24 protein-coding genes are annotated in these 24,293 nt (G+C 68.1%); 13 read left to right on the top strand and 11 right to left on the bottom strand.

The features are described from left to right. Positions 1 to 27 precede the first annotated feature (27 nt). Positions 28 to 951 carry an alpha/beta hydrolase gene (locus tag AC07WJ_RS10560; protein ID WP_494934520.1) on the top strand — a complete coding sequence of 308 codons (924 nt, stop codon included), beginning with the start codon at positions 28 to 30 and terminating at the stop codon, positions 949 to 951. Positions 952 to 996: 45 nt separating this feature from the next. Here AC07WJ_RS10560 and AC07WJ_RS10555 read toward each other — a convergent pair whose 3' ends face one another. Both AC07WJ_RS10555 and AC07WJ_RS10550 read right to left on the bottom strand, forming a co-directional pair. Then, entirely contained in the window at positions 997 to 1,479 is a 483-nt protein-coding gene (locus AC07WJ_RS10555) for a nucleoside deaminase (RefSeq protein ID WP_494934519.1), read from the bottom strand. Positions 1,480 to 1,549: 70 nt separating this feature from the next. Next, positions 1,550 to 2,494: an antibiotic biosynthesis monooxygenase gene (locus AC07WJ_RS10550; protein ID WP_494934518.1), complete on the bottom strand. Its 945-nt coding sequence runs from the start codon at positions 2,492 to 2,494 to the stop codon at positions 1,550 to 1,552. Positions 2,495 to 2,656: 162 nt separating this feature from the next. Between AC07WJ_RS10550 and AC07WJ_RS10545 the strand changes: the two genes are divergently transcribed. Further along, positions 2,657 to 3,703 carry a helix-turn-helix domain-containing protein gene (locus AC07WJ_RS10545; protein WP_494934517.1) on the top strand — a complete coding sequence of 349 codons (1,047 nt, stop codon included), beginning with the start codon at positions 2,657 to 2,659 and terminating at the stop codon, positions 3,701 to 3,703. A gap of 19 nt (positions 3,704 to 3,722) precedes the next feature. On the opposite strand, the gene AC07WJ_RS10540 is transcribed toward AC07WJ_RS10545, so the two are convergent. From AC07WJ_RS10540 to petA, 4 genes are all read right to left on the bottom strand, one after another. Next, complete coding sequence (locus AC07WJ_RS10540; protein WP_494934516.1) at positions 3,723 to 4,592, bottom strand: S-methyl-5'-thioadenosine phosphorylase; 870 nt, start codon at positions 4,590 to 4,592, stop codon at positions 3,723 to 3,725. Positions 4,593 to 4,679: 87 nt separating this feature from the next. Further along, positions 4,680 to 5,519, bottom strand: coding sequence for a cytochrome c1 (locus tag AC07WJ_RS10535; protein ID WP_494934515.1), 840 nt, complete (start codon positions 5,517 to 5,519; stop codon positions 4,680 to 4,682). 33 nt (positions 5,520 to 5,552) lie between these two features. Beyond that, on the bottom strand, positions 5,553 to 6,866 hold the full coding sequence (locus AC07WJ_RS10530; protein WP_494934514.1) for a cytochrome b: 1,314 nt from the start codon (positions 6,864 to 6,866) through the stop codon (positions 5,553 to 5,555). A gap of 23 nt (positions 6,867 to 6,889) precedes the next feature. Next, positions 6,890 to 7,444 (bottom strand): ubiquinol-cytochrome c reductase iron-sulfur subunit, encoded by a 555-nt coding sequence (gene petA / locus AC07WJ_RS10525; RefSeq protein ID WP_494934513.1) that lies wholly within the window; start codon positions 7,442 to 7,444, stop codon positions 6,890 to 6,892. A 349-nt stretch (positions 7,445 to 7,793) separates the two neighbouring features. Between petA and AC07WJ_RS10520 the strand changes: the two genes are divergently transcribed. Beyond that, on the top strand, positions 7,794 to 8,261 hold the full coding sequence (locus AC07WJ_RS10520) for a tRNA (cytidine(34)-2'-O)-methyltransferase (protein WP_494934512.1): 468 nt from the start codon (positions 7,794 to 7,796) through the stop codon (positions 8,259 to 8,261). Between the two features lie 59 nt (positions 8,262 to 8,320). Here the strand turns inward: AC07WJ_RS10520 and AC07WJ_RS10515 are convergent, their stop codons facing one another. After that, positions 8,321 to 9,034, bottom strand: coding sequence for an outer membrane protein (locus AC07WJ_RS10515; protein ID WP_494934511.1), 714 nt, complete (start codon positions 9,032 to 9,034; stop codon positions 8,321 to 8,323). A gap of 412 nt (positions 9,035 to 9,446) precedes the next feature. Continuing rightward, positions 9,447 to 10,874 (bottom strand): outer membrane protein, encoded by a 1,428-nt coding sequence (locus AC07WJ_RS10510; RefSeq protein WP_494934510.1) that lies wholly within the window; start codon positions 10,872 to 10,874, stop codon positions 9,447 to 9,449. A 369-nt stretch (positions 10,875 to 11,243) separates the two neighbouring features. On the opposite strand from AC07WJ_RS10510, the gene AC07WJ_RS10505 reads away from it, so the two are divergent. The 10 genes from AC07WJ_RS10505 to AC07WJ_RS10460 all read left to right on the top strand — a co-directional run bounded on the left by AC07WJ_RS10505 (position 11,244) and on the right by AC07WJ_RS10460 (position 20,843). Beyond that, positions 11,244 to 12,002, top strand: a complete 759-nt coding sequence (locus AC07WJ_RS10505) for a hypothetical protein (protein WP_494934509.1) — start codon at positions 11,244 to 11,246, stop codon at positions 12,000 to 12,002. A gap of 147 nt (positions 12,003 to 12,149) precedes the next feature. Then, positions 12,150 to 13,625, top strand: a complete 1,476-nt coding sequence (locus AC07WJ_RS10500; RefSeq protein WP_494934508.1) for an aldehyde dehydrogenase family protein — start codon at positions 12,150 to 12,152, stop codon at positions 13,623 to 13,625. A 35-nt stretch (positions 13,626 to 13,660) separates the two neighbouring features. After that, positions 13,661 to 14,407 (top strand): SDR family oxidoreductase, encoded by a 747-nt coding sequence (locus AC07WJ_RS10495; protein ID WP_494934507.1) that lies wholly within the window; start codon positions 13,661 to 13,663, stop codon positions 14,405 to 14,407. Next, entirely contained in the window at positions 14,407 to 15,582 is a 1,176-nt protein-coding gene (locus AC07WJ_RS10490) for a fumarylacetoacetate hydrolase family protein (protein ID WP_494934506.1), read from the top strand. Before AC07WJ_RS10495 ends, AC07WJ_RS10490 begins: the two co-directional genes overlap by 1 nt. Positions 15,583 to 15,692: 110 nt before the next feature. Then, entirely contained in the window at positions 15,693 to 15,983 is a 291-nt protein-coding gene (locus AC07WJ_RS10485) for a hypothetical protein (RefSeq protein WP_494934505.1), read from the top strand. A 111-nt stretch (positions 15,984 to 16,094) separates the two neighbouring features. Beyond that, on the top strand, positions 16,095 to 16,565 hold the full coding sequence (locus tag AC07WJ_RS10480; RefSeq protein ID WP_494934504.1) for a GFA family protein: 471 nt from the start codon (positions 16,095 to 16,097) through the stop codon (positions 16,563 to 16,565). An 88-nt stretch (positions 16,566 to 16,653) separates the two neighbouring features. Beyond that, complete coding sequence (locus AC07WJ_RS10475) at positions 16,654 to 17,652, top strand: GntR family transcriptional regulator (protein WP_494934503.1); 999 nt, start codon at positions 16,654 to 16,656, stop codon at positions 17,650 to 17,652. Beyond that, positions 17,603 to 18,475, top strand: coding sequence for a polysaccharide deacetylase family protein (locus AC07WJ_RS10470; protein WP_494934502.1), 873 nt, complete (start codon positions 17,603 to 17,605; stop codon positions 18,473 to 18,475). Before AC07WJ_RS10475 ends, AC07WJ_RS10470 begins: the two co-directional genes overlap by 50 nt. After that, a complete protein-coding gene (locus AC07WJ_RS10465) occupies positions 18,472 to 19,218 on the top strand; it encodes a polysaccharide deacetylase family protein (RefSeq protein ID WP_494934501.1) in 747 nt (248 codons plus the stop codon). Before AC07WJ_RS10470 ends, AC07WJ_RS10465 begins: the two co-directional genes overlap by 4 nt. A gap of 38 nt (positions 19,219 to 19,256) precedes the next feature. Next, the gene (locus AC07WJ_RS10460) at positions 19,257 to 20,843 is read left to right on the top strand and encodes an ABC transporter substrate-binding protein (RefSeq protein WP_494934500.1); all 1,587 of its coding nucleotides are present in this window, start codon (positions 19,257 to 19,259) and stop codon (positions 20,841 to 20,843) included. Positions 20,844 to 20,893: 50 nt separating this feature from the next. Here AC07WJ_RS10460 and AC07WJ_RS10455 read toward each other — a convergent pair whose 3' ends face one another. The 3 genes from AC07WJ_RS10455 to AC07WJ_RS10445 are packed head-to-tail and all read right to left on the bottom strand — an operon-like array spanning position 20,894 to position 24,287. Further along, positions 20,894 to 22,522, bottom strand: a complete 1,629-nt coding sequence (locus tag AC07WJ_RS10455) for an ABC transporter ATP-binding protein (protein WP_494934499.1) — start codon at positions 22,520 to 22,522, stop codon at positions 20,894 to 20,896. Next, entirely contained in the window at positions 22,519 to 23,334 is an 816-nt protein-coding gene (locus tag AC07WJ_RS10450; protein WP_494934498.1) for an ABC transporter permease, read from the bottom strand. The genes AC07WJ_RS10455 and AC07WJ_RS10450 overlap by 4 nt, the downstream gene beginning before the upstream one ends. Positions 23,335 to 23,339: 5 nt before the next feature. Then, positions 23,340 to 24,287, bottom strand: coding sequence for an ABC transporter permease (locus tag AC07WJ_RS10445; RefSeq protein WP_494934497.1), 948 nt, complete (start codon positions 24,285 to 24,287; stop codon positions 23,340 to 23,342). Positions 24,288 to 24,293: the final 6 nt, after the last annotated feature.

The raw sequence follows: 24,293 nt of genomic DNA, 5'->3' as shown, positions 1-24,293 counted from the left end.
CCCGCCTCAGCAACGCTTGGATCAGTCATGCCGCTCCATCCCCAGGTACAAGCCGTCATCGATGCCGCCGGTGCCGCCGCGCCGATCGACTACGCCACGATCACCGGCGCGCAGCTGCGAGCCCGTTTCGTCCCGCCCTCGCCCTCGGCTCCGCCGGTCGTCCTGCCCAAGGTGGAGGACCGGATGATCCCGGGCAGCCGCGGTCCCATGGCGGTGCGGCTCTACACGCCGGAGGGCGCCGGGCCCTTCCCCATCACCCTCTATTTCCATGGCAGCGCCTTCGTCCTCGGCAGCCCCGACCTGACCGATGGGTTATGCCGGACGCTGGCCCGTGACGGCGAAACGCTGATCGTCTCGGTCGATTATAGCCTGGCTCCGGAGGCGCCGTTCCCGGCGGCGATCGAGGATGCCCACGCGGCTCTGCGCTGGGTCCATGATCACGCCGGCGCGATGGGTGGCGACGCCACCCGCATCGCGGTCGCCGGCGACAGCGCCGGCGGCAATATCGCAGCGGTACTGGCGCAGGAGACGCGCCGCGGCGGCCCGCCGGTGCGCCACCAATTGTTGTTCTATCCCGTGCTCGACTGCGCCTTCGACACGCCCTCCTACGAGGCCAATGCCGGCGACCCTTTCCTCAGCCGGGACATGATGCGCTGGGCCTGGCGCCAATATCTGCCCGACCCGGCCGTGGCGCGCGACCCACGCGCCTCGCCGCTGCGCCAGACCGATCTCGGCAACATCCCGTCGGCCACCATCTTCACCGCCGAATATGACGTTCTGCGCGACGAGGCCGAAGCCTATGCGGCGGCGCTGGCCAAGGCGGGCGTCGCCGTCACGCTGAAGCGCTGGCCGGGCCAGGTGCATGCCTTCCTGCTCATGCAGGGCGACATCGACGACGCCGATATCGCGCTGAAGGAAGCCGCCAAGGCGCTTCGCGCGGCTCTCGCCTGAGACGGCGCGCGGCGGGATCGGCCTCCCGCCGCCCGCGGCCCCCGTTCAATACGGCACGCGGTCCGCCTTGTTCTTGTACTTCTTCCACACCTCGACCGCTTCCTCCTGCATGATCTGGGTGCACTTGATCGAGCGCTGCGATACCGGCTTCTTCAGTTCGCCATAGATCATGCTGTCGTCGAAATCGCCATATTCCAGCGCATCCGCATTGGTCGCGCCGTAATAGACCCGCTCGATGCCGGCCCAATAGACCGCCGCCATGCACATCGGGCAAGGCTCGGCGCTGGTGTAGAGCGTGGCGCCGCGCAGCTTGAAGCTGCCGGTCTTCTTGCAGGCCTTGCGGATCGCCTCCATCTCGCCGTGCCAGGTCGGATCGTTCTCGGCGACCACCCGATTGGCGCCCTCGCCGAGGATTTCGCCGTCGCGGACGATGACGCTGCCGAAGACGCCTCCGGCGCTGTCGATGAGCGACGTCTTCTCCGACAGTTCGATCGCCCGCTTCATGAACCTGATATCGTCGTCAGTCATCGTCTGTCTCCTCTTCGTCCTGCGTCGCTCGGGATGGGTCCTTGGTCGCGACGGTTGAATGTGGCCCCGCTCACGACACCAGCGTGAAGGCGAGGATCTCGAGCGCGTAGAGCCCGAGCACAGTGGCGGCTCCAAGCAGTTCGACGCGCCAGCGGCGCGCGGGCGGGGGCCGCAGCCACCAGTTCAGGCAGCGGATGGCGATCGCCATCAAAGGCCAGGACACCAGGCTGACGCTGATGGCATTGCCGATGAAGGTGGCGACCGGTCCGTTCAGCCCGACGAGATGCGGGCTGAGGAACCTGATCTCCAGCATCACCACCGGGAACAGCACGAGCAGCACGAGAGCCGTCTGCTTCCAAGCCGGCGGCGAGGCGCGATCGCTGGTCTCGGGAAACCAGCCGGCAAAGGCATTGTCCATACGCCGGCTCTTCCAGGTCGACATTGACGGGTCGGCGCTCGCCAGCAGCGCCTGCCGCTCGGCCGAGGCCAGCCAGGCGTCGAGCTGTCCGGCCGTCGAGAACCTGACCAGCGCCGTCCAGTAGGGCAGCTTCTCCGAAACCGGGGCCTGCACCAGCGTGCCCATATAGCCGGGGAAACGCGCCTGCTGTGCCTGCATCGTCTCGGCCCAGGCCCAGAATGCCGCCTCCTTGCCCGGCTCCACGACGGTCGTGATGATCTCGGTCACGAATGACGCCGCATGAAGATCGGGCGTGGCCTCGTCGGCAGGCGGCGGGGCGCCGGGCGCGCACAGGTCGCGAAGCGTGACGAACAACGCGGCGCGCATCGGCGATTTTCGCCACGCATCGAGCGCGGAGGACGAGCCGAACCGCTGAATGATCTGCCATTCGGCCGAGCCGGCGAAGGTCGCCATCAGCTCCAGGCTTGCGAAGCCCGGCATCGCCGACGCGGCGCGCACCAGGGCCGATTGCCAGTCGGCGAAACCCGGCCCGGCACCGGCATCGAGCGTGACCTTGGTCACCATTGCGCTCGCGCCGCCGAAGGCGCGCTCGCTCATGTCGCATTGTCCCTGTTCGGGCGGCGCTGTACCGTGCGAGCGCGACGTCGAGCCGGTCTGCGAAGTGCACTGCATGCGTGGTCCAGGTTCGATCGTTCGGCGACGGGACGAGCCGCCGCGGCCGTCTTGGTAAAACAGCCGGCCGGAGAGGTGGTAGGTTTGGTGTCTCAGCCGCGACACGAGATTGTTGATCGAGCGTCTCCGCTCGACATCGGCCGCCGCAGCCTCGCCCCCCTGGGCCGCCTGGAGCTCCGCACGACCGATGCGGTGGAGGCCGGCCGGGGCCTCGCCTATTGGCGCGAGGCGGTCTTGCGGCGGATCGAGGCCCTGGGTCCGGCGGTGGAGCAGCGGCGGTTTCAGGCCCGACTGGTGCATGTCGCCGGACCCGATGCCGATTTCGTCGAGCATGTCTCCGACGCCGTCACTGCCCGGCGCGATGTCCAGCGCCTGCGCCGCGACGGCTGCGACGACATCAGCATCAGCCTGCTCGCCTCGCAGCGGCCGGCCGGCCTGATCCACCGCGGCGAGCATCGGCTGCGGGGCGGCGACGTCTATGTCATGGACTATGCCCAGCCGATGGAGATCCTGCGTCCCCGGCACCATGACGTCAGCCTGATCTGCTCGCGCCAGCGGCTTTCGGCACTGCTCGGCGCGGATCTTCCCGCGCTTGCCGGACGGCGGCTTCCGCGCCGCGGGATAACCGCGCTGCTGCGCTCTCACATGCGACTCATGTCGCAGGAGATGCAGCGGCTTTCACCCGCGCAGCGCACGCTGGCCCTGTCCTCGGCCGTCGAGATGGCGCTCGCGGCCCTGCAGGCGGAACTCGGTTCTCGTCGGGACGAGGAGCGTTTCCCGGCCGGCTTCTACCAGGCGGCCCTGCTCGCCATCCGCCGCGATTGCCATGACCCCGAATTGAGCCCCCTGGCCGTGGCGACCGCCATCGGCTGCTCGCGGGCGACACTCTACCGGCTCTTCGCCGCGCGCGACGACAGCGTCGCCGCCGCCATCTGGGCCGCCCGGATCGAGCGCGCCCATGCCATGCTCACCTCGCCCGAGCATCGCAACCTGCGCGCCGGCGAGATCGCGCGCCGCAGCGGCTTCGTCGATCAGCCGACCTTCAATCGCATGTTCAAGCGCCGCTACGGCACGACGCCGCTGGATGCGGCCCGCATGGCGGTGGCCGATCCGGCCGGCGACCACCGGTCATGACCGCGGCCAGCGCGGCGCGCTAAAGCACCCGCCCGGCGACCGCGTCCAGCTTGGCGAGCAAAGCCGGATCCCGATGCTCCCGCGCCGTGATGACGGCGAACTCCAGCGCCCGGTCGGACCCGATGGGACAGGCCTCGTGTTCCCGCGGGAAGTCGCGCGCCAGCCGCGCGACCAGACGCCGGCCCTTGTCCGCATTGGCGTGGAGGTGGTGGACCACCTGCGCCACGTCGACCGGCCCGACCTCTTCGTGCCAGGCATCGAAATCGGTGACCATGCCGACGAAGCAATAGGAAATCTCGGCCTCGCGCGCGAGCTTGGCCTCGGGCATCGAGGTCATGCCGATCAGGTCCCAGCCCTGCGCCTTGTGGAACAGGCTTTCGGCGAGCGTCGAGAAGGCCGGCCCTTCCATGCAGACCGCGGTGCCGCCGACCGCATGGTCGATCGCCTCGGCTTCGGCCGCCGCCGCCACGCGCTTCTGCAGCAGCGGCGCGACCGGGTGGGAAAAGGCCACATGCGCGACGCAGCCCGCGCCGAAGAAGCTCGGCTCCCGCTTGAAGGTGCGGTCGACGAACTGGTCGGCCAGCACGAAGGTGCCCGGCGGCATGTCGCCCTTGAACGAGCCGACCGCCGACAGCGAGACCAGGTCGGTCACCCCCATTCGCTTCAGCACGTCGATATTGGCGCGGTAGTTGATGTCGGAGGGGCTCAAGGCATGCCCCCGGCCGTGGCGTGGCAGGAAGACGATATCGGTCGTGCCGATGCGCCCGCGGCGGACGAGGTCTGACGGCTCGCCCCAGGGCGAGGCGACCTTGATCTCCTCGATCGCCTCCAGCCCCGGCAGGTCGTAGATCCCGGAGCCGCCGATGATGCCGAGCACCGCCTTGGTCATGTCGCCTCCCGTGCCGGATGTGAAAAAGGGCCGCGTGGGCGGCCCTTCGTCAAGCTTTGGTTTCGATTGCGCCCGACCGGCGGGCGATCAGGCGTGGCCTTCGACCCGCGACCAGACCCGCTTCTTGGTGAAGTAGAGCAGGATCGAGAAGATCACCAGGAACAGCAGGACCTGAACGCCGATGCGCTTGCGCTGCTCGAGATGCGGCTCAGCCGTCCACATCAGGAAGGCCGTGACGTCGGCGGCATATTGCTGGGCGGTTGCCGGCGAGCCGTCCGAATAGGTCACCATGCCATCCTGCAGGATGTTCGGCATGGCCACCGCGTTGCCCGGGAAATATTTGTTGTAGTTCGACCCGGCGGGCACGTCGTGGCCGGTCTCGTAGCCGGTCAGGAAGGCCTTCACGTAGTCGACGCCGTGCTCCTGGTACAGCGTGAAGATGTCGACCAGGAACCAGGGGAAACCACGCTCGTAGGAGCGCGCCTTGGCCATCAGCGACAGGTCCGGCGGAGCCTTGCCGTTATGGGCGGCTTCCGCCGCCTTGACGTTGGCGAAGGGGCCGGGAATCCGGTCGGCGAGCCGCGGCGTGCGCTCGGCCGGCTGGCCGTCGTCACCGATCTCACGGACCTTCTGCTGCCAGTCGATGGCAATCTGGGTCGCCTGGTCGACCGGGAATTCCGGTCCGCCCGGCTGCGCCAGGTTGCGGAACGAGATCTGGTTGATCGCGTGGCAGGCCGAGCAGACTTCCTTGTAGACCTGGAAGCCGCGCTGCAGCTGGGCACGGTCGAACATGCCGAACGGCCCGGAGAACGACCAGGTGGCGCGCGGCGGGTTGAGCTGCTCGGCGGCCGAGGCCGGTGCGGCCAGGCCGAGGCTGAGCCCGATCAGGCCGGCTGCCGCGGCAAGACGCAGAGAGGTGAATTTCATCGTCATCGATCCTTGTTCTCTCTCAGCGTCCGCTCAGCCCTTGACCTGGGGCGCGGCATTGGCGCCGACCGTCACCGGGGCGCCGGCCTTGGCCTTGCCGAGCACCGAGTCGGCGATCGAGGCCGGCAGCGGCTTCGGCGTCTCGAACAGGCCGAGAAGCGGCAGTGCCACCAGGAAATAGGCGAAATAGAGCCCGGTGAACATCAGCGACAGCATCGGGAAAATGCCCTCCGGCGGCTTCGAGCCGAGCCAGCCGAGCATGATGCAGACGATGACGAAGGCCCAGAAGAACTGCTTGTGCAGCGGGCGATAGGCCGTCGACTTGACCTTCGAGGTGTCGAGCCAGGGCAGGAAGGCCAGGACCGCGATCGCCGCGAACATGGTCAGCACGCCGGCGAGCTTGGACGGGATGGTGACGATCACCAGGTTGACGTCGAAGGTGATGGCGCGAAGGATCGCGTAGAACGGCAGGAAATACCATTCCGGAACGATATGGGCCGGCGTCACCAGCGGATCGGCCGGCACGTAGTTCACCGCGTGGCCGAGATAGTTCGGCTGGAAGAAGGTGAAGAACATGAACATGATGAAGAACACGGCCATGCCGAAGGCGTCCTTGATGGTCGCATAGGGCGTGAAGGCCACGGTGTCCTTCTTGACGTCCTTCACCTCGACGCCGGTCGGGTTGTTCTGGCCCGTCACATGCAGCGCCCAGACGTGCAGCACGACGACGCCGGCGATCATGAAGGGCAGCAGGTAGTGCAGCGAGAAGAAGCGGTTCAGGGTCGGATTGTCGACCGCGTAGCCGCCCCACAGGAACTCGACCACCGTCGGGCCGACCAGCGGAATGGCGGAGAACAGGTTGGTGATGACCACCGCGCCCCACATCGACATCTGGCCCCAGGGCAGGACGTAGCCCATGAAGGCGGTCGCCATCATCAGCAGGTAGATGATGACGCCGAGAATCCACAGGACCTCGCGCGGCGCCTTGTAGGAGCCGTAATAAAGCCCCCGATACATGTGGATATAGACCGCGATGAAGAACATCGAGGCGCCGGTCGCATGCAGGTAGCGCAGCATCCAGCCGTAGTTCACGTCGCGCATGATGTGCTCAACCGAGTTGAACGCCATGTCGACATGAGCGGTGTAATGCATCGCCAGCACGACGCCGGTGAGGATCTGGGCCACCAGCATGATCGAGAGGATGCCGCCGAAGGTCCAGAAATAGTTCAGATTCTTCGGCACCGGATAGGCGATGAACGAGTCATAGACGAGCCGCGGCAGCGGAAGGCGCGCGTCGATCCATTTCCCGAAGCCCGATGTGGGAACGTATTGCGAATGACCCTGCATGGTCTTCAACCTCTATTGGATCGTCAGGCGGTCGCGGCGGCGCCGGTGATGCGGATGCGGGTATCCGACACAAAGGTATATTGCGGCACGGGCAGGTTGGTCGGCGCGGGGCCCTTGCGGATGCGGCCCGACGTGTCGAAATCCGAGCCGTGGCACGGGCAGAGCCAGCCGCCGAACTCGCCCTGATTGCCGAGCGGAACGCAGCCGAGATGGGTGCAATTGGCCGAGACGATCAGCCACTTCTCGTGGCCGCTCTTGACGCGATGCTGATCGGTCTCGGGATCGCGCAGCGTCTTGATGTCGACATCGCGGGCGGCCTTGATTTCGGCCTCGGTCCGGTTGCGCACGAAATAGGGCCGGCCGCGCCACAGAACCTTGATCTGCGCGCCGGCGGCGATCGATGCCAGGTCGAGTTCGACCGGCGCGCCGGCCGCGATCGTTCCGGCATCGGGAGCAAGCTGGCTGATGAACGGCCACACAGTCGCGGCGGCTCCCACCGCGGCCGCGGCACCGGTCGCAAGAAACAGGAAGTCGCGGCGGTTGCCCTCTGCGGCGTGATCAACACTTGCCACTGTCATCGTCCTTTCGTCCTGGGTCCGTCGCGGACCTCGATCGCGCCGGAGAGCCCAAAAGCCCCTTGGAAAGCACCCGCTGCGATGGCAGTGCGCCTGGCGCGGGGTCGCCCAGGGCGGTCCACTCGCGCCGGCAAGGCCTCGAAACCCGAGCCCTCGAAACCAAGAGCCAGGAATCCGCGCGGGAACCTTTGTCGGCGTTGGCTTATTCGCATCGTTGCCACGGGATGTCCAGTGCACCGTTTAGAACGTGTCCATGGAACGCATGGCACCTTCGTCGGATGGGAATATCGCCGTGGTTTCCGGGTTTCGGCCGGCTTGACGGGCTGCCGCCGCGACGGCCATCTGCATCGCCATGATCCGCATCGCGCTCTATCAGCCCGACATCGCCCAGAACGCCGGCACCATCATGCGGCTTGCCGCCTGTCTCGGCCTCGGCATCGACATTGTCGAACCCTCGGGCTTTCCGGTTTCCGACCGGGCGTTCCGCCGGGCCGGCATGGATTATCTCGACCATGTCGACTGGCGCCGGCACGATGATTTCGCAGCCTTCGAAGCGACCAGACGGCGCGAAAACCGCCGGCTGATCCTGATGACCACCAAGGCCGCCCTCCCCTATGCCGGCTTTGCCTATCAGGCCGATGACATCCTGCTCGCCGGCCGCGAATCATCCGGCGTTCCCGACGCGGTGCACATGGCGGCCGACGGCCGCATCGTCATCCCGATGCGGGCCGGCCTGCGTTCGCTCAATGTCGCGGTGTCGGTGGCGATGGTCGCCGGTGAGGCGCTTCGCCAGATCGGCGGCTTCGCCGCATCCCCGTGAAACGCAAACAGGCCGCCCGAAGGCGGCCTGTGCATATCTCCAGTGTGAAACGACCGGGATCAGTAGCGCGCGACGATGGCGCCCGGGCCGGTCGAGAACAGATAGTTCACGCCGAGGCGGAACTTGTGGGTCTCCAGGCGAACGCTCGAACCCGGGCCAAAAATGTCTTTGTTGCCGTAGTTCGAATAGAGATATTCGCCGCGCACCGTCCAATTCGGCGTGAAGGCATATTCGGCACCGCCACCGATGGTCCAGCCGACGCGGGTCTGGCTGGTGGAATTGACGAGCAGGGCCACACCGCCAAAGCTGGTGCCGGCCCCGAAGTCGGCGAAGGCAACGCCACCCGTGACATAGAGCAGCAGGCGGTCGATGGCGACACCGGCACGCGCCCGGACCGAGGCGTCCCAGCTGGTTTTCCAATAGGCCGAGAAGAGACCGACGCCGAGGCCCGTATTGAAGCTGCGGCGAACCCCGAAATAGCCGAAATCGCCTTCGACGCCGAGGACGAAATTGTTGATCTGGTAGTTATAGCCGACCTGGGCGCCGCCGACGAAACCGGTGCCGCTGCCGGGCAAGGCACCACCCGAAACGGTGCCCAGATTGGTGTTGGCGATGCCGACACCGGCATTGAGACCGACATAGAAGCCGGTCCAGTTGAACACCGGCGCCAGGATCGCGGCCGGAACCGCGACGCGCTGGACGCCCAGATCGGCGGCCTGGGCGCCGGAGGCAAGACCTGCAAGGGCCGCGGCTGCGATGATGAGCTTCTTCATGACGCCTTCCCGTTATCAATGCCTGACGACGCTTGATGGTCGGCCGTCACCTGGACCCGGGGCCGCGCCCCTGCTTGACAATGACGCTTCGAATGCCCGTGGCAGGAAGAGCCTCAAGACAAATGAAGGCGTTGACGTGGACGGTGGCATGGCACCACCGACCGATCAATCGGCGACAGGCGCAGAAGCCACAAGAACAGGCGAATCGATGTGGTTTTGAGCCCGGTTGTGACGCCACAGCCACAGTTGGAAAGCGGCAGGCTCGCCGCTGCGCCGCCTCGGCATGGCTTCAGCGCCCTTCATCGAAGGCAGATCGGCCGGCACCGCCGCGAAACGGCCGCCCTCGATACCCCCGGAATCACAACGGGCCGCCCATGGGCGGCCCGTCGGATGGATGGCGGGTGAGATCCGCTCAGTAGCGGGCGACCACGGCCGAGGGACCGGAGGTGAACAGGTAGTTCACACCGAGCGAGACGGTGTGGACATCCTGCTTGGCGCGCAGCCCGAACGCGATCGGGCCAAACGATGCCGTCCAGTAGCCGGACGAGAAGTTGTGGTAGTTATATTCGACCTTGGCGGACCAGTTCGGCGCGAAGGCATATTCCGCACCGGCGCCCAGGAACCAGCCGACCCGCGCGCTACGCGCCGACGAGCCGATGCCGAGGCCGCCGCCACCGCCGATGGCATCCGCGCTGGTGTTCAACCCGGCGAAGGCAATACCGCCCTTGCCGTAGATCAGGGCGCGGTCAAAGGTGAAGCCGACCCTCGGCCCCATGGTCGCCAACCAGTTCACCTGGCTTCGGAACGCGCCGATCGCCGGTCCGCCCGGTGCGCCCGGCACCGCTGCCGAGCCCGACAGGCCCGCCCACGATGCGGTCGTTTCAAGACCCAGCACGAAGCGATTGATCTGGTAGTTCCAACCGAACTGGCCACCGAGCAGGACGCCGCTCTCCGTGTGGTTGATGGAAAAGCCGCCGAGACCGCCACCGAGACCGGCGAGCGCCGGATCGAAATTCGTCGAGCCCCGGCCATAACCGGCATGAACGCCGAGATAGAAACCGGTCCAGTCGAAGCCGCCCTCGGCGGCCGACGCCGACCGGATGGCAGCCTGGCGGCTTACCGGGAACAGATAGTTGAAGCCGGCGGTAACGGTATGGATGGTGCGGCTCGATCCAATGCCGATGGCGGCGGGCACGCCCGGAATGGCCAGCATCCCGAAGCCGCCGCCGAGGTCGATGTAGTTATACTCGAGCTTGACGCTCCAGTTCGGGCTCAGCGCATATTCGACGCCGGCACCGACGAACCAGCCGCCGCGCACATGCGAACCGGAGATGTCGCCGCCGCCCGGGCCGCCGCCGCCGAGGGATACCCGCGTCTCGAGACCGGCGGTGGCCAAGCCGGCCTTGGCATAGATCAGGGCGCGGTCGAAGGCGAAGCCCAGCCTCGGCCCCATGGTCGCGATCCAGTTGGTCCGGGACCTGATCGCCAGCGTACCGGTTCCGTCGGTGATCGAGCCGGACAGCGACGCCCAGGCGAGCGTTGCTTCCAGGCCGAGCACGAACTGGCCGATCTGATAGTTCCAGCCGAACTGGCCGCCGATCAGCGCGCCCTGCGACCGGATGTCGGGAATGCCCACGCCCGGAAAGCCGCCCAGAAGCGACTGGTCGACCTTGGTCGTACCCCAGCCGTAGCCGGCGTGCAGACCGGCATAGAAGCCGGTCCAGTCATGGCCGGTCGAGACAATGGCCGAGGGAACGGCGATCCTCTGGACACCGAGATCGGCAGCCTGAGCGCCGGTAGCAACAGCCGCAAGCGCCGCCGCCAAAGCATATTTTTTCATGATGCCCCCCTTTTTGACCGTTTTCGCCTTGCATCCACCGGTCCGATCGGACCGCTGCCTTTGCAAGGTTGTATGAATTCATCTCGGCAATCGTTGCCACGCGCCGGTGACCCCCGCAAGCGCCGGGCTGCCGCTGGGTCAGCGCAAACGGTCGAATCATACCGCTTTCTGTGGACCTGTGGCCGATGCATCACAGACAGTAGCCGACACAGCACAGGCCATGGACCAGCACGGCCGGAACGCCCGGCCAGACCGGCACGCAATCGTGGACGGAGCGCGAACGGCGCTTGGGAAGACGCCGCTGCGTGATTAAATATGGAGGGGGTGCGGCGATCCGGTCCGCGGATCGGTGCCGCCCGAGGACAGGTCATGGACGAGAAGCAGGCAGGCGCCGCCGCCGGCGCGCTCTACGAGAGATCGCTGAAGGACGCGATGCGCCGGCTGCGCATCCAGGAGGCCGAGCGGACCGGCGTGATCGTCGCCTTGCGCGACGCCGAGCTCGCGCGCCTGGAAATCCTCGGCGACAAGCTCAAGCCGGTCTTCGCCCAGGTGCCCGATCATATCGACCTGTTCGACACCGGCCTGATCCCGGGCGATCCGCCGCGCCTGTGGATCGACATGATCTCCTTTGTCGAAATGGCGCGCGACAAGCGCACCTTTCGTTTCCTCCAGGACAGCCGGCTCGGCCGCTCCATCATCCTCGAAAGCGATAATGCCGATACCGTCGCCGACAGCATCACCGCTTATGTGGCGCAGCGCCTGATCGAGCGCGAGCGCATGCTCGGCGCGCCGCGGGCGGCGAGCGGCATGACGGGCGGGGAAGCAGGCGCGGCGGCAGCCATGCCACGCGCCGAGATGCCGCCAGCGCTGACGACCGCCGTGCCGGCGGAACCGATCGCCGGACAGCTGGCGACGAAGCAGCCGGACCAGACACCGGTCCAGGCCCTTGCGTCCGCCGCGCCGCCGCCCGCGCCCCAGCCTGAGCCGACACCGCAGGCGCCGCCGGCGAGCGAAGCACGCCAGGGCGTGCGCTTCAGCGGCCTCGGGGCTTTCGTGGTGTTTCTCATCGGCATCGGCATCGGCGTCGGCGCGATCCTCGTCTTCGCCCAGATCGCGGCCCGAGGCTGACGCCGGTCCCCATCGCGCCGAAAGCCGGCGCCCGGGCTACTGCGGGGTGTGGCTCCCATGCGCAGGCCCCCTTTCTGCGGCATCGCCGCGCCGCTAGGTTCGGTCCAACCCAGCCGTGACGCGGCCGCCCTTCCTGAGGAGATCACCATGAGCATCGCCGCCGCCGAACCCGCCACCACCATCCGCAAGGTGTTCAACGTCATCGACGGCGGGTCCAGCGAGGCCGCCGACGGCCGCACCATCGAGGCGATCGGCCCGTCCGACGGCAAGGTCATCGCCCTCATGCCGCGTTCCGGCGCGGCGGACGTCGACCGCGCGGTCGCCGCCGCCCGCCGCGCCTTCGAGGACGGTCCCTGGGGCCGCATGACGGCGACCGAGCGCGGGCGCCTGCTGGTCAAGCTCGGCGAAGCCATCCTGGCCCATCACGAGGAACTGTCGATCCTCGAGAGCATGGACACCGGCAAGCCGTTCAAGCAGGGCAAGGCCGACATCACGGCGACCGCCCGCTATTTCGAATTTTACGGCACCGCCGCCGACAAGGTTCACGGCGAGACCATTCCTTTCCTCAACGGCTATACCGTCGCCGTGGTGCGCGACCCGCACGGCGTCACCGGCCATATCGTGCCCTGGAACTATCCCGCGCAGATCTTCGGCCGCTCGGTGGCGGCCTCGCTCGCCTGCGGCAATACCTGCGTGGTCAAGCCGGCCGAGGACGCCTGTCTGTCGCTGATCCGCATCTGCGAGCTGGCGCTGGAGGTCGGCTTCCCGCCCGGCGTCATCAATCTCCTCGCCGGGCTCGGCGAAGAGGCCGGCGCGGCCTTGTCCAGCCATCGCGGCATCGACTTCATTTCATTCACCGGCTCGCCCGAGGTCGGCACGCTGATCCAGACGGCGGCGGCCAGGAACCATATCGGCTGCACCCTCGAACTCGGCGGCAAGAGCCCGCAGGTTCTGTTCGCCGATGCCGATTTCGACGCGGCCGTGCCGGTGCTGGTCAATGCCATCGTCCAGAACGGCGGCCAGACCTGTTCTGCGGGTTCGCGCATGCTGATCGAACGCAAGGCCTATGACGAACTGGTCGGCCGGGTCGCCGAACGCTTCAAGACCGTGCGCGTCGGCAGCTGGGACATGGATCTCGACTGCGGCCCGATGATCAATGCCGGCCAGAAGAAGCGGGTCGAAGGTTTTGTCGAGCGCGCCCGCGCTGACGGCATCCCGGTGCTGGCCGAAGGCGCCATCGCCGACGGCGTACCGGCCGGCGGCTTCTATGTCGCGCCGGCTTTGTTCGGCCCGGTGCCGCGTTCCAACCGGCTGGCCTGCGACGAGGTCTTCGGCCCCGTGCTTTCGGCGATCCCCTTCGACGACGAGGCCGACGCCGTCCGGCTCGCCAACGGCACCGATTTCGGCCTGGTGGCCGGCGTCTGGAGCCGCGAGGCCAAGCGCTCGATGCGGGTCGCCCGGGCGATGCGCTGCGGCCAGGTCTTCGTCAACGGCTACGGCGCCGGCGGCGGCATCGAGCTGCCGTTCGGCGGGGTCAAGAAGTCGGGCCACGGCCGCGAGAAGGGCTTCGAGGCGCTCTACGAATTCTCGGCGTCGAAAACCGTCGTCATCAACCACGGCTGACAACAAGCATCGCTGCTTTCAAGGGAGGGGAGACCATGCGTCTCAAGGATAAGGTCGCCATCGTCACCGGCGGCGCTCAGGGCTTCGGCAAGGGCATCGCGGAGACCTTCGCCGCCGAAGGCTGCAAGGTGGCGGTGTTCGACCTCAACGAGGACGGCGCCAAGGACGTCGCCAAGGCCATCGGCCGCAAGGCGATGGGCGTCAAATGCGACGTGTCCAAGGCCAAGGACGTGCAGCGCGCGGTGGCCAAGGTGGTCGACCGCTTCGGCAAGGTCGATATCCTCATCAACAATGCCGGCACCTCGCATCGCAACCAGCCGATGCTCGATGTCGACGAGGCGACCTTCGATCGCGTCTTCGACGTCAACGTGAAGTCGATCTTCCACTTCGCCCACGCCGTCGTGCCCTTGATGCGCGGCAATGGCGGCGGCTGCATCATCAATGTCGGCTCGACCGCGGGCCTCAGGCCGCGTCCGGGCCTGGCCTGGTACAACGCTTCGAAGGGTGCGGTGAACCTCCTGTCGAAATCGATGGCGGTCGAACTCGCCCCCGACAAGATCCGCGTCTGCGCCCTGGCGCCGGTCGCCGGCGACACGCCGCTGCTCGGCACCTTCATGGGCGAGGACACGCCGGAGATGCGCAAGAAGTTCATCGCCTCCATCCCCATGGGCCGGCTTTCGACGCCCAAGGACATTGCCGATGCCGCGCTGTTCCTGGCCGCCGACCCGGGGAATTTCCTCACCGGCGTGGTGCTGGAAGTCGACGGCGGCCGGTGCATCTGATGGCACGGCTGGCGCTCGATCCCGCTTCGGTCCTGCCGCGTGACGGCACGGCCGGCACGCTTGTCGGCCGCGTTCACCGCCCCGGCCTCGGGGCCTCCGTCGTCGCCATCCGCGACGGCGGCGTGTTCGATGTCACCGCGAGCTTTGCGACCACCGCCGACCTGTTCGACCGACCGGACCCGGCGGCGGCGCTCAAGGCGGTCGCCGGCGAGCGCATCGGCGATCTCGCCGACATCCTCGCCAACGCGGCCTCGGCGACGCAGGATCCGGGCAAACCCGCCCTGCTCTCGCCGATCGACGTCCAGGCGGTGAAGGCCGCCGGCGTCACCTTCGCCCTCTCCATGGTCGAGCGGGTGATCGAGGAACAGGCCAAAGGCGTACCGGAACGGGCCAGCGCCATCCGCGCCGAGATCGGCGAGATCATCGGCGGCGAGTTGAGGGGCCTGAAGCCCGGCTCGCCGGCGGCCCAGGCGCTGAAAGCCCACCTGATCGAGCGCGGGCTCTGGTCGCAATATCTCGAGGTCGGCATTGGCCCGGACGCCGAGATCTTCACCAAGGCCCCGGTGCTGTCGTCGGTCGGCACCGGTGCCGATGTCGGCCTGCATCCGATCTCGACCTGGAACAATCCGGAGCCGGAGGTCGTGCTGGTCATTTCCGCGGCCGGCCGGATCGTCGGCGCCACGCTCGGCAACGACGTCAACCTCAGGGATGTCGAGGGCCGCTCGGCCCTGCTGCTCGGCAAGGCCAAGGACAACAATGCCTCGGCTTCGCTCGGCCCCTTCGTACGCCTGTTCGACGCGAGCTTCGGCGTCGACCAGGTGCGCGCCATGAAGGTGTCGCTCACCGTGACGGGCGAGGACGGCTTCGTCATGGACGGCAGGAGCGACATGGCGGCGATCTCCAGGGATGTCGAAGACCTCGCCGCCCAGGCCATCGGCCCGCATCACCAATATCCCGATGGCCTCGTGCTCTATTGCGGCACGCTGTTCGCGCCGATCCAGGATCGCGAGGCGCCGGGCAAGGGCTTCACCCACAAACTCGGCGACGTGGTGACGATCGCCAGCGCCGAACTCGGCAGCCTGACCAACCGGGTGCGGCTGTCGACGGAGTGCAAGCCCTGGACCTATGGCTTGCGCCAACTGATGGCGGATCTGGCCGCCCGGCGCGGCCGCTGACATGGGCAGCCTGCCCCGGTCACCGCGAACGGACCGCCTGGCGGCGCGTTCGCGGCGATGGTCGCCGGCCCGGGTTGGACATTCCGCCGATGTCCCTTCAGGACAGAGCCATGACGAAGCGCGCGACCATCATCGTAGATATCCGGGACGAGGATCGTGTCGCGGCGGCCGAAGCATGGCTGGCGTTGCACAAACCTTCGCTCACCGCCTTCATCGACAAGGGCTGCTATTGCTGCGTCATCAGCTGGGATGTCGAGGGTCCGGCCGCGGTGATCGACAGCCTGCCCGGGGATATCCGCTCCTATAGCGCGTGGGACGACAATGATTTCGCCATCGGCAAGCTTGTCGCACCCAACCCGATCCGGCGCTGGCTGCAAGGGCTGCGCGCAGCCAGGCGGTGAGGCGCGGCAGGAGGCCGCCGCGGCGCCGGCAGACCTTGTGGCTGCCGCATTTTCACCGCTGGACAACCGGCCAGTTCCGCGCGGCGTTCCAGGTTTGCTTCGCTTGCAGCGATGCCTGCGTTCCGACGGCGACCGGGGGAGGCCGCGCGCCGCAATATGACGACATGCGCCGGCCAGGGATCGAAGGAGTTGCGAGTGAAGACCAGGCACTATCTGGGCGGCTGCCTTTGTGGCGACATACGGTTCAGGGCGACCGGCGAGCCGTCCAATCCTCATGCATGCTCCTGCACGCTTTGCCAGAAACATTCGGGCGCGCCGACACTGTGCTGGGTGGAGTTCCCAAAGGAGGCCGTCGCATGGATCGGTGCGGGTGGAAGACCCACGCTCTATCGATCGTCGGATGTCTCCAGCCGCTCCTTCTGTCCGCGTTGCGGCAGCACATTGGGCGCCGTCGACGATAATCCTACCATTGCGCTGGTGACCGGAAGCTTCGATGCCCAGGACATGCCGGAGCTCCGTCCGGTCTTTCACGCGTTTGAAGACAGATGCCCCGCTTGGTGGAAAACCGACATCGCACGATGATTGAAGCTTGCCGGCCCGATCGTATCGTCTGGCGCCGCAATTGGAATTTTGGTATCTCAAAATGCACTCCTCAGGCAAGACAGGAACCATGACCAAGGCGGCCCCCACCGTCAGCCCGCTGCAACGAGACCTGGCGCGCGGCATTCTCGACCTGCTGCGCGGCCGCGGCGCCGTCAGCGGCGACCGGCTGAGCCGGGTCGCGCTGGCCGAGGCGCTCGGCGTCTCCCGCACGCCGGTCAATGGCGCGGTTGTGCTGCTCGAGGAGATGGGCATCGTTGCGATCGAGGGCCGCTCGGTCCGTGTCGTCGATCTCGATCGCGACGCCTCCAGCCTTGCCGCGACCGGCGACGATACCGGCATCGCCCGCCTGCTGGTCGGCATCTCCCGGGAACGCCGCGACGGCAGCCTGCCCGACGAGGTGTCCGAGCGGCATCTGGCCCAGCATTTCAGCGCCGGCCGCACCACGGTCGCCCATGCGCTCCGGCAATTGGCCGAGGCCGGCGTGGTCACCCGCAACCGCGGCCATGGCTGGAGCTTCACCCAGGGCTTCGCTTCCGCCGAGGATCGTGCCGCCTCCTATCGTTTCCGCATGCTGCTGGAACCGGCCGCGCTGCTCGAGCCCAACTTCGCCCTGCCGCCGGGTTTCGAGGCGCGGATGCGGGCCGAGCACGCCCGCTTTCTCGATCGCCCCTGGACGGCGGACGACGCGGTCGCCTTTTTCGAGACCAATGCGGCCTTCCATGCCGGACTGGCCGAGGCCTCCGGCAACCGTTTCTTCGCCCCCGTGATCGCCCAGCAGAACCGCCTGCGCCTCCTGTCGAACTATGCCTGGCAGCGCGGACCGGAACGGGTCGTGGTGTCGGTGCGCGAGCATCTCGCCATTCTCGACGCGCTTGCCGCGGGCGACCGCCAGGGGGCGGCGGAGCTGATGCGCCAGCACCTGGCCGGCGCCGCCGCGCTGACATTCCAGGGGCCAAAGGATTGCACTTCGGTGCCACATAGTGCATTCATGGGTGACGCAACGGATGGACCCGACGTTGATCACTCCCCCGCCCGACAGAGCCCCCGCAAGCGCCGGACCCGGTAACAAAGGCGCGTCGCGCTGGCCGCACGGCGCCGGTTTCGTCGTCTGCGTCACCGTTCACATGGACGGGCCGGCGGTCGAGGCCGGGCGCGGCCAGAACCATCTCGGCCTTCATTCGCGCGGCCGTTATGCCGCCAGGCGCGGTGTGCCGCGCAGCCTCGACATCCTGGCGCGTCACGGCATTGCCGCCACCTTCTTCATGTGCGGCTACGATGCCGAACTTTATCCGGAGCTCATGCGCGAGGTGCATGGCGCCGGCCACGAGATCGCCGCCCACGGCTATCAGCACGAGGGCTGGGACCTCGGCGACGACGAACCGGCGCTGCTGGAGAAGACCCACGCGATCCTGAGCGACTGCGTCGGCGAAACGCCGGTCGGATGGTGCTCGCCCTCGGGCCGCAAGAGCCGGCTGACCCTGCCGACCCTGAAGCGGCTCGGCTATCGCTATGACGCCAGCGAGAAGGACGAGGACCTGCCCTATCTCGCCACGATCGACGGGCGGCAGGTCGACGACTTCGTCATCCTGCCGAACAACACCGTCTCGCTCGACGACGCCCCGCTCTATGTCCAGGGCCAGGCCACCGCGGCCGAAGCCTTCGACAACTGGATCGAGGAGCTCGAAACCATCGCGGCCGGCGACGGCTACGTCCATTTCACCGTGCATCCGCGTGCCGGCTACGGCTCGGGCACGCCCGCGCGCTCGGCTGCCTTCGATCGTTTCCTCGGCGCCGCCAAGGTCATGCCGGGTGTGCGTTTCGTCACCCTGCGCGACCTCGCCGATCATTGCCTGGCGGCGCCTGCCACCTGGCGGAACCCGCGCGCATGACCAGGACCTTGCTGATCACGGTCAATGTCCATGGCCTCGGCCCGGAGGCGGCCGAAGCACCCGGCACCGAACTCCACGGCCGTTTCGCCCATGGCGCCTATGCCTATCGCATCGGCATGGCCCGGCTGCTGGAGACGCTGCGGCGGCTGCAGGCGCCGGCAACCCTGTTCTGGCCCTCGGGCGAAGCGTCGCGCATGCCCGCCTTGCTCGAACAGTGCCTGCGGGACGGTCATGAGATCGCCAGCCACGGCCGCGCCTTCGAGGACCATGCGGCGCTCGCCCCGGCCGAGGAAGCCGACATCCTGGGCGAGGCGCGCGACACGCTGACAAGGCTCGCCGGCGTCGCGCCGACCGGTTTTCGCAGCCCCACCGGCACGCTCTCGGCGGCCACCATCGGCCTGCTCGGCCGCCTCGGCTATCGCTACGATTCGAGCTTTCTCGACGACGACGCGCCCTATGCCCTGGATGCCGACGGCGGCGCCGACATGGTCGAGCTGCCGTGGAGCGAGGGACTGACCGACGCCACTCATTTCCGCCGGCGGCTGACCCAGGACCGCGCCGAAGCCTTCCTCACCGAGGAACTCGATGCGCTGCTGCCGGTCGCCGGCTATGCCTGCCTGACCGTGCATCCGCGCGCCGATATCGGCCTGGCGCGCGCCTCGCGGCTGCCGATCCTCGAGCGGCTGATCGCCCGCGCCCGCGATGCCGGCGCGACGCTTCGCCGCTGCCGCGATCTCGTCTGACCCCGTCCCGCCTGCCCGTCACGACAAGGACCGCCCCGATGCTTCCATTCTCCCATTCCCGGCTCCGGCGGCGGACCCTGCTGTCGCTCGTCGCGGCGCTGGTCGCCACCGCCGCGCCGCTCGCGCGCTCGGCCGCGGCCGAAACCATGCTGCGGACCATGGTCAGTTCCGACATTCGCGGCCTGATGCCGGGCACCAGCCCCGATGTCGCCACCGGCGCCGTGCTGCAGCAGATCTACGAGGGCCTGGTCGCCTGGCGTGCCGACGGCACGGTGGCGCCGATGCTGGCCGAGACGATCGACACCTCGGCCGATGGACGCACGGTCACGTTCACGCTGCGCCAGGGTGTCAGCTTCCACAACGGCCAGCCGCTGACCTCGCGCGAAGTGGTCTGGACCTGGCAGCGCTTTCTCGACCCGAAACAGCCGTGGCAATGCCGCACCAATTTCGACGGCACGCGGCAGATCAGGATCACCGGCATCGAGGCGCTGGACGAGCGGCGCGTGGCCTTCCACCTGGCCGAGCCGAGCGGCGTCTTCCTCAGCATGATGGCGCGCTCCGATTGCGACAGCACCGGCATCGCCCATCCCGATTCCGTCGATGCCGAAGGCCGCTGGGTCAAGGCCATCGGCACCGGGCCGTTCATGCTGGAGGAGTGGCGCAAGGGCCAATATGTCCAGCTCGCCCGCTTCGCCGCCTATGCCTCGCGCAGCGAGCCGACCGACGGCCTGTCCGGCGCCAAGCGCGCCGGCCTCGACCGGATCCGCTTCACCCTGATCCCCGACCCGAGCACCGCCAAGGTCGCCCTGCAGTCCGGCAATCTCGACGTCTGGCCCGAGGTCGATCCGACCATGGCGACGGAACTGCGCGGCGCGCGCGGCCTGAAAGTGCTCGACGCACCGACGGCGGGGCTCAACGCCATCCTGATGCAGTCGCGCGACCCCGTGCTCGCCGATGCGCGGGTGCGCCAGGCCATTGCGATCGCCATCGACACCGACGGCCTGCGCGAGGGACTTTATGCCGGCTACGGCCGCCCCGGCACCTCGCTGGTGCCGTCGACCAGCCGTAACTACGGCCCGGTCCAGCAGCAGGGCTTCGGCCACGATCTCGCCAAGGCGCGCCGGCTGCTGCGCGAGGGCGGCTATGCCGGCCGGCCGGTCGTCATTACCACCAACAGCCAGTTCGGGCTGATGAAGGACACCGCCATCCTGCTGCAGGCCATGCTGCAGGCGGTGGGCATCAACGCCGAGGTCGAGACGATCGAGTTCGGCGCCCAGCTCGACCGCTATTTCAAGGGCCGCTACCAGGTGATGATCTGGAACGTCACGCCCTATCTCGACCCGATCTTCTCGTTCGATCGTTTCGTCGGCGGCCCCGACGCCTCGCCCGACAAGGTCTGGCGCAGCGCGGCGGCCAATGACCTGCTCGCCCGGCTGTTCACGCTCGGCGACCCCGCGGCCCGCCAGCCGATCTTCGACGAATTGCACCGGCTGTTCCTCGCCGACGCGCCGCTGAGCATCTGGATCAACCGCGCGACGATCTCCGGCGTCAGCACCGGGGTGCAGGGTTTCGAGCCCTGGGCCGGCCTGAAGCCGCGGTTCTGGAACGTCACCCTGGGACAATAGAAGGGCGCATAAGCCCCCCCCACCCGCAAGCGGCGAGGGGTCCATGCGGGTCAAACCTCCGCGACCTCCGCCACCACCAGCTCCGCGTCGATGCGCGGCGTCGCGTCCAGCAGCGCGCGCGTATAGGGGTGGCGCGGATGGTCGAACACTTCGTCGCGCGACCCCTGCTCGACGATCCGGCCCGCCTGCATCACCACCACCCGATCGGCGACCTCGGCGACCGCGCCGAGATCGTGCGAGATGAACAGGCAGGCGAAACCCCGTTCCTCCTGCAGGCGCCGGATCAGGTCGAGGATCTGCTTCTGCACGGTCATGTCGAGCGCGCTGACCGGCTCGTCGGCCACCACCAGCGCAGGCCGGCGGACGATGGCGCGGGCAATGGCGACACGCTGGCGCTGGCCGCCGGAGAGCTGGTGCGGGAAGCGGTCGGCCATGCCGGGCAGCCCGACCGCCTCGAAGGTCTCGGCCACCCGCGCCGCCTTGGCGGCCGCATCGAGGCCGGTCTCGTGGCGCAGCGGCTCGGCGACAATCTCGCCGACCCGCATCCGCGGGTCGAGCGACGAATAGGGATCCTGGAAGACGATCTGGCAGGCCAGTCGGAAATCCCGCAGCGCCGGGCCGCGCGCGGCCGTGACGTCACGGCCGCGAAACAGCAATTGGCCGCCGCTCGCCGTGATCAGCCGGAGCATGGCGCGACCGAGCGTGGTCTTGCCGCAACCGCTGCCGCCGACCAGTGCCACGGTCTCGCCGAGCGCGATGGTCAGGTCGACGCCGTCGACCGCGCGCTTGGCGGTGCCGCGCCGGAACAGGCCGCGGCTGCCGGGATAGTCGACGGTGAAACCACGCACTTCCAGCAGCGGCTCGGACGCGGCGACGCGCCTTGGCCGTGGCGTCCGGCGCGGCATGGCCGCGACCAGGTCGCGCGTATAGGAGTGGCGCGGGTTGCGCAGAAGCTCTCCGGCCCTGCCCTCCTCCACCACCTTGCCGCGCTGCATCACCAGGGCGCGGTCGGCATAACGGGCGACCAGGCCGAGATTATGGGTGACCAGCAGCACCGCGGTGCCGCGATCCCTGGCGAGTTCGACCATCAGGTTGAGGATCTCGGCCTGGACCAGATTGTCGAGCGCGGTGGTCGGCTCGTCGGCGATCAGCAGCTTCGGCGCCGGCAGCATGACCGCCGCCAGCATGATCCTCTGCCGCATGCCGCCGGAGAATTCGTGCGGATAGGCGCGCAGGCAGCCTTCCGGGTCGGGGATCTGGATCCGCCGGAGCATGGCGAGGCAGGCCGCGTGCTGCTCCTCCGGGCTCATCGGACTGTGCAGGGCCAGCGCCTCGCCGAGCTGGGCCCCGATGCTGAGCGCCGGGTTGAGCGAGACCATCGGCTCCTGAAACACCATGCCGATCGAGCCGCCGCGCAATTCGCGCAGCCGTGCCGGCGTGACCGTGGTCAGGTCCTCGCCCTCGATGGCGATGCTGCCGGCCAGGCGCTTCAGGCCCGGCGGCAGGAGACCGAGAATGGCCCGGCCGGTGGCGGTCTTGCCGCTGCCCGACTCGCCCACCAGCGCCAGCATCTCGCCGGGCTGAATGTCGAAGGAGACGTCGTTGACGGCGACGAAAGGGCCCGTCCCGACGCTGAGGCCCCGGACGGAGAGGAGCGGCCTGACGGTTGCCTCGGTCATTGCTGCTCCCTTCGCGGATCCAGGTGGTCGCGCAGCGCATCGCCCATCAGGTTGATGCCGAGCAGCGTCATGGCGATGCAGAAACCGGGACAGAGGCTGAGCCAGGTCGCCGATTCCATATAGGGACGGGCGGCGGCCAGCATATTGCCCCAGGTCGGTGCCGGCGGCGGCACGCCGAGGCCGAGAAAGCTCAGCGCGCTCTCGGCCAGGATCGCCCAGCCGAACATGCCGGTCGCCAGCACGATGACCGGCGAGGCGGTGCTCGGCAGGACATGCCGCCACAGGGTGTAGAGCTCGGAATTGCCGATCGCCCGCGACGCCTCGATGAACTCGCGTTCGCGGATCGACAGCACCGAACCGCGCACGATGCGGGCGACCGTCGGGGCATAGGCAAGGCCGAGGGCGGCCACGATGCCCCACTTGCTGGCGCCGATGATGGCCATCAGGCCGAGCGCCAGGAGGATGCCCGGAAAGGCCAGCAGCGTGTCGTTGATGAGCATCAGGCCCCGGTCCACCCAGCCGCGGGCAAAGCCGGCGACGAGGCCGATGAAACTGCCGAGCAGGACGGCCACCAGCACGGTGAGCGCGGCGACCAGGCAGGATGTGCCGGCGCCGGCCATCAGGCGGCTCAGCACGTCGCGGCCGACCTCGTCGGTGCCCAGCCAGTGCAGGGCGGAGGGGGCGGCGAGCCGGGCCCGCAGGTTGACGCCGAGCGGGTTGAAGGGTGTCCAGACGGTCGAGACGGCCGCCATGGTGAGGACCGCTGCGATCAGCAGCCCACCGAGCATCGCGTTGAGGCGCAGGCGCATCATCAGCCTCACTCCGCCGCGACGCGTGGGTCGAACAAGGGGTAGAGCAGATCGACCATCAGGTTCACCAGCACATAGATGCAGGCGATGAACAGGATCACGCCCTGCACCACCGGATAGTCGCGGGCATAGATGCCGTCGACCAGCAACCGCCCGAGCCCGGGCAAGGTGAACACCGTCTCGATGACCGCGATGCCGCCGAGCAGGTTGCCGAGCACGATGCCCATCAGCGTGAGCGTCGGCGCGAAGGCATTGGGCAGCACATGCTTGCGCAGCACGGTGGATTCGCGCAGGCCCTTGGAGCGGGCATGGGCGACATATTCCAGCCGCAGCACGTCGATGGTGGCGCTGCGCGCCATGCGCGTCAGCACGCCGGTCTCGATCAAGGTCAGCGTGACGATCGGCAGCGCGATATAGCGCAGCGCCTGCCAGGCATTCTCGGTGAACGGCACATAGCCGACCACCGGTACCCAGCCCAGCTTCAGGCCGAAGAACAGGAGCATCAGCAGGCCCAGCCAGAAGGCCGGGATCGACAGCAGCAAGGTGGCGCCGGCGACCACCGCGAGGTCCAGCCCCTTGTCCTGCTTCCAGGCGGCAATGGTGCCGAGCGGCACGGCGAACAGGCCGGCCAGCGCGACCGCCGCCAGCACGATCGGCGCGGTCACCTGGAAGCGCTCGAGGATCAAGGGCAGCACCGGCTCGCCATTCGAGATGGAGCGGCCGAGATCCCCGCTCAGGCCGTGGCCGAGCCAGGTGAGGAATTGCACCGGCAAGGGCCGGTTCAGCCCCATGGCATCCTGCAGCGCGGCCAGTTGCTGGGCATCGGCCGCGTCGCCCAGCATCAATTGGGCCGGATCTCCCGGCACCAGCCGGATCATGGTGAACACCGCGACCGAGACCAGCAGCAGTGTGGGCAGCGCCAGCAGGAGCCGCTTCAAGGCATAGGCAAACGTCATGTCGGC

Source organism: Phreatobacter sp. GW821-FHT04C01 (assembly GCF_059420385.1).
The sequence above is the reverse complement of the archived record's forward strand: the minus strand, read 5'-3'. Positions and strand labels throughout refer to the sequence as shown.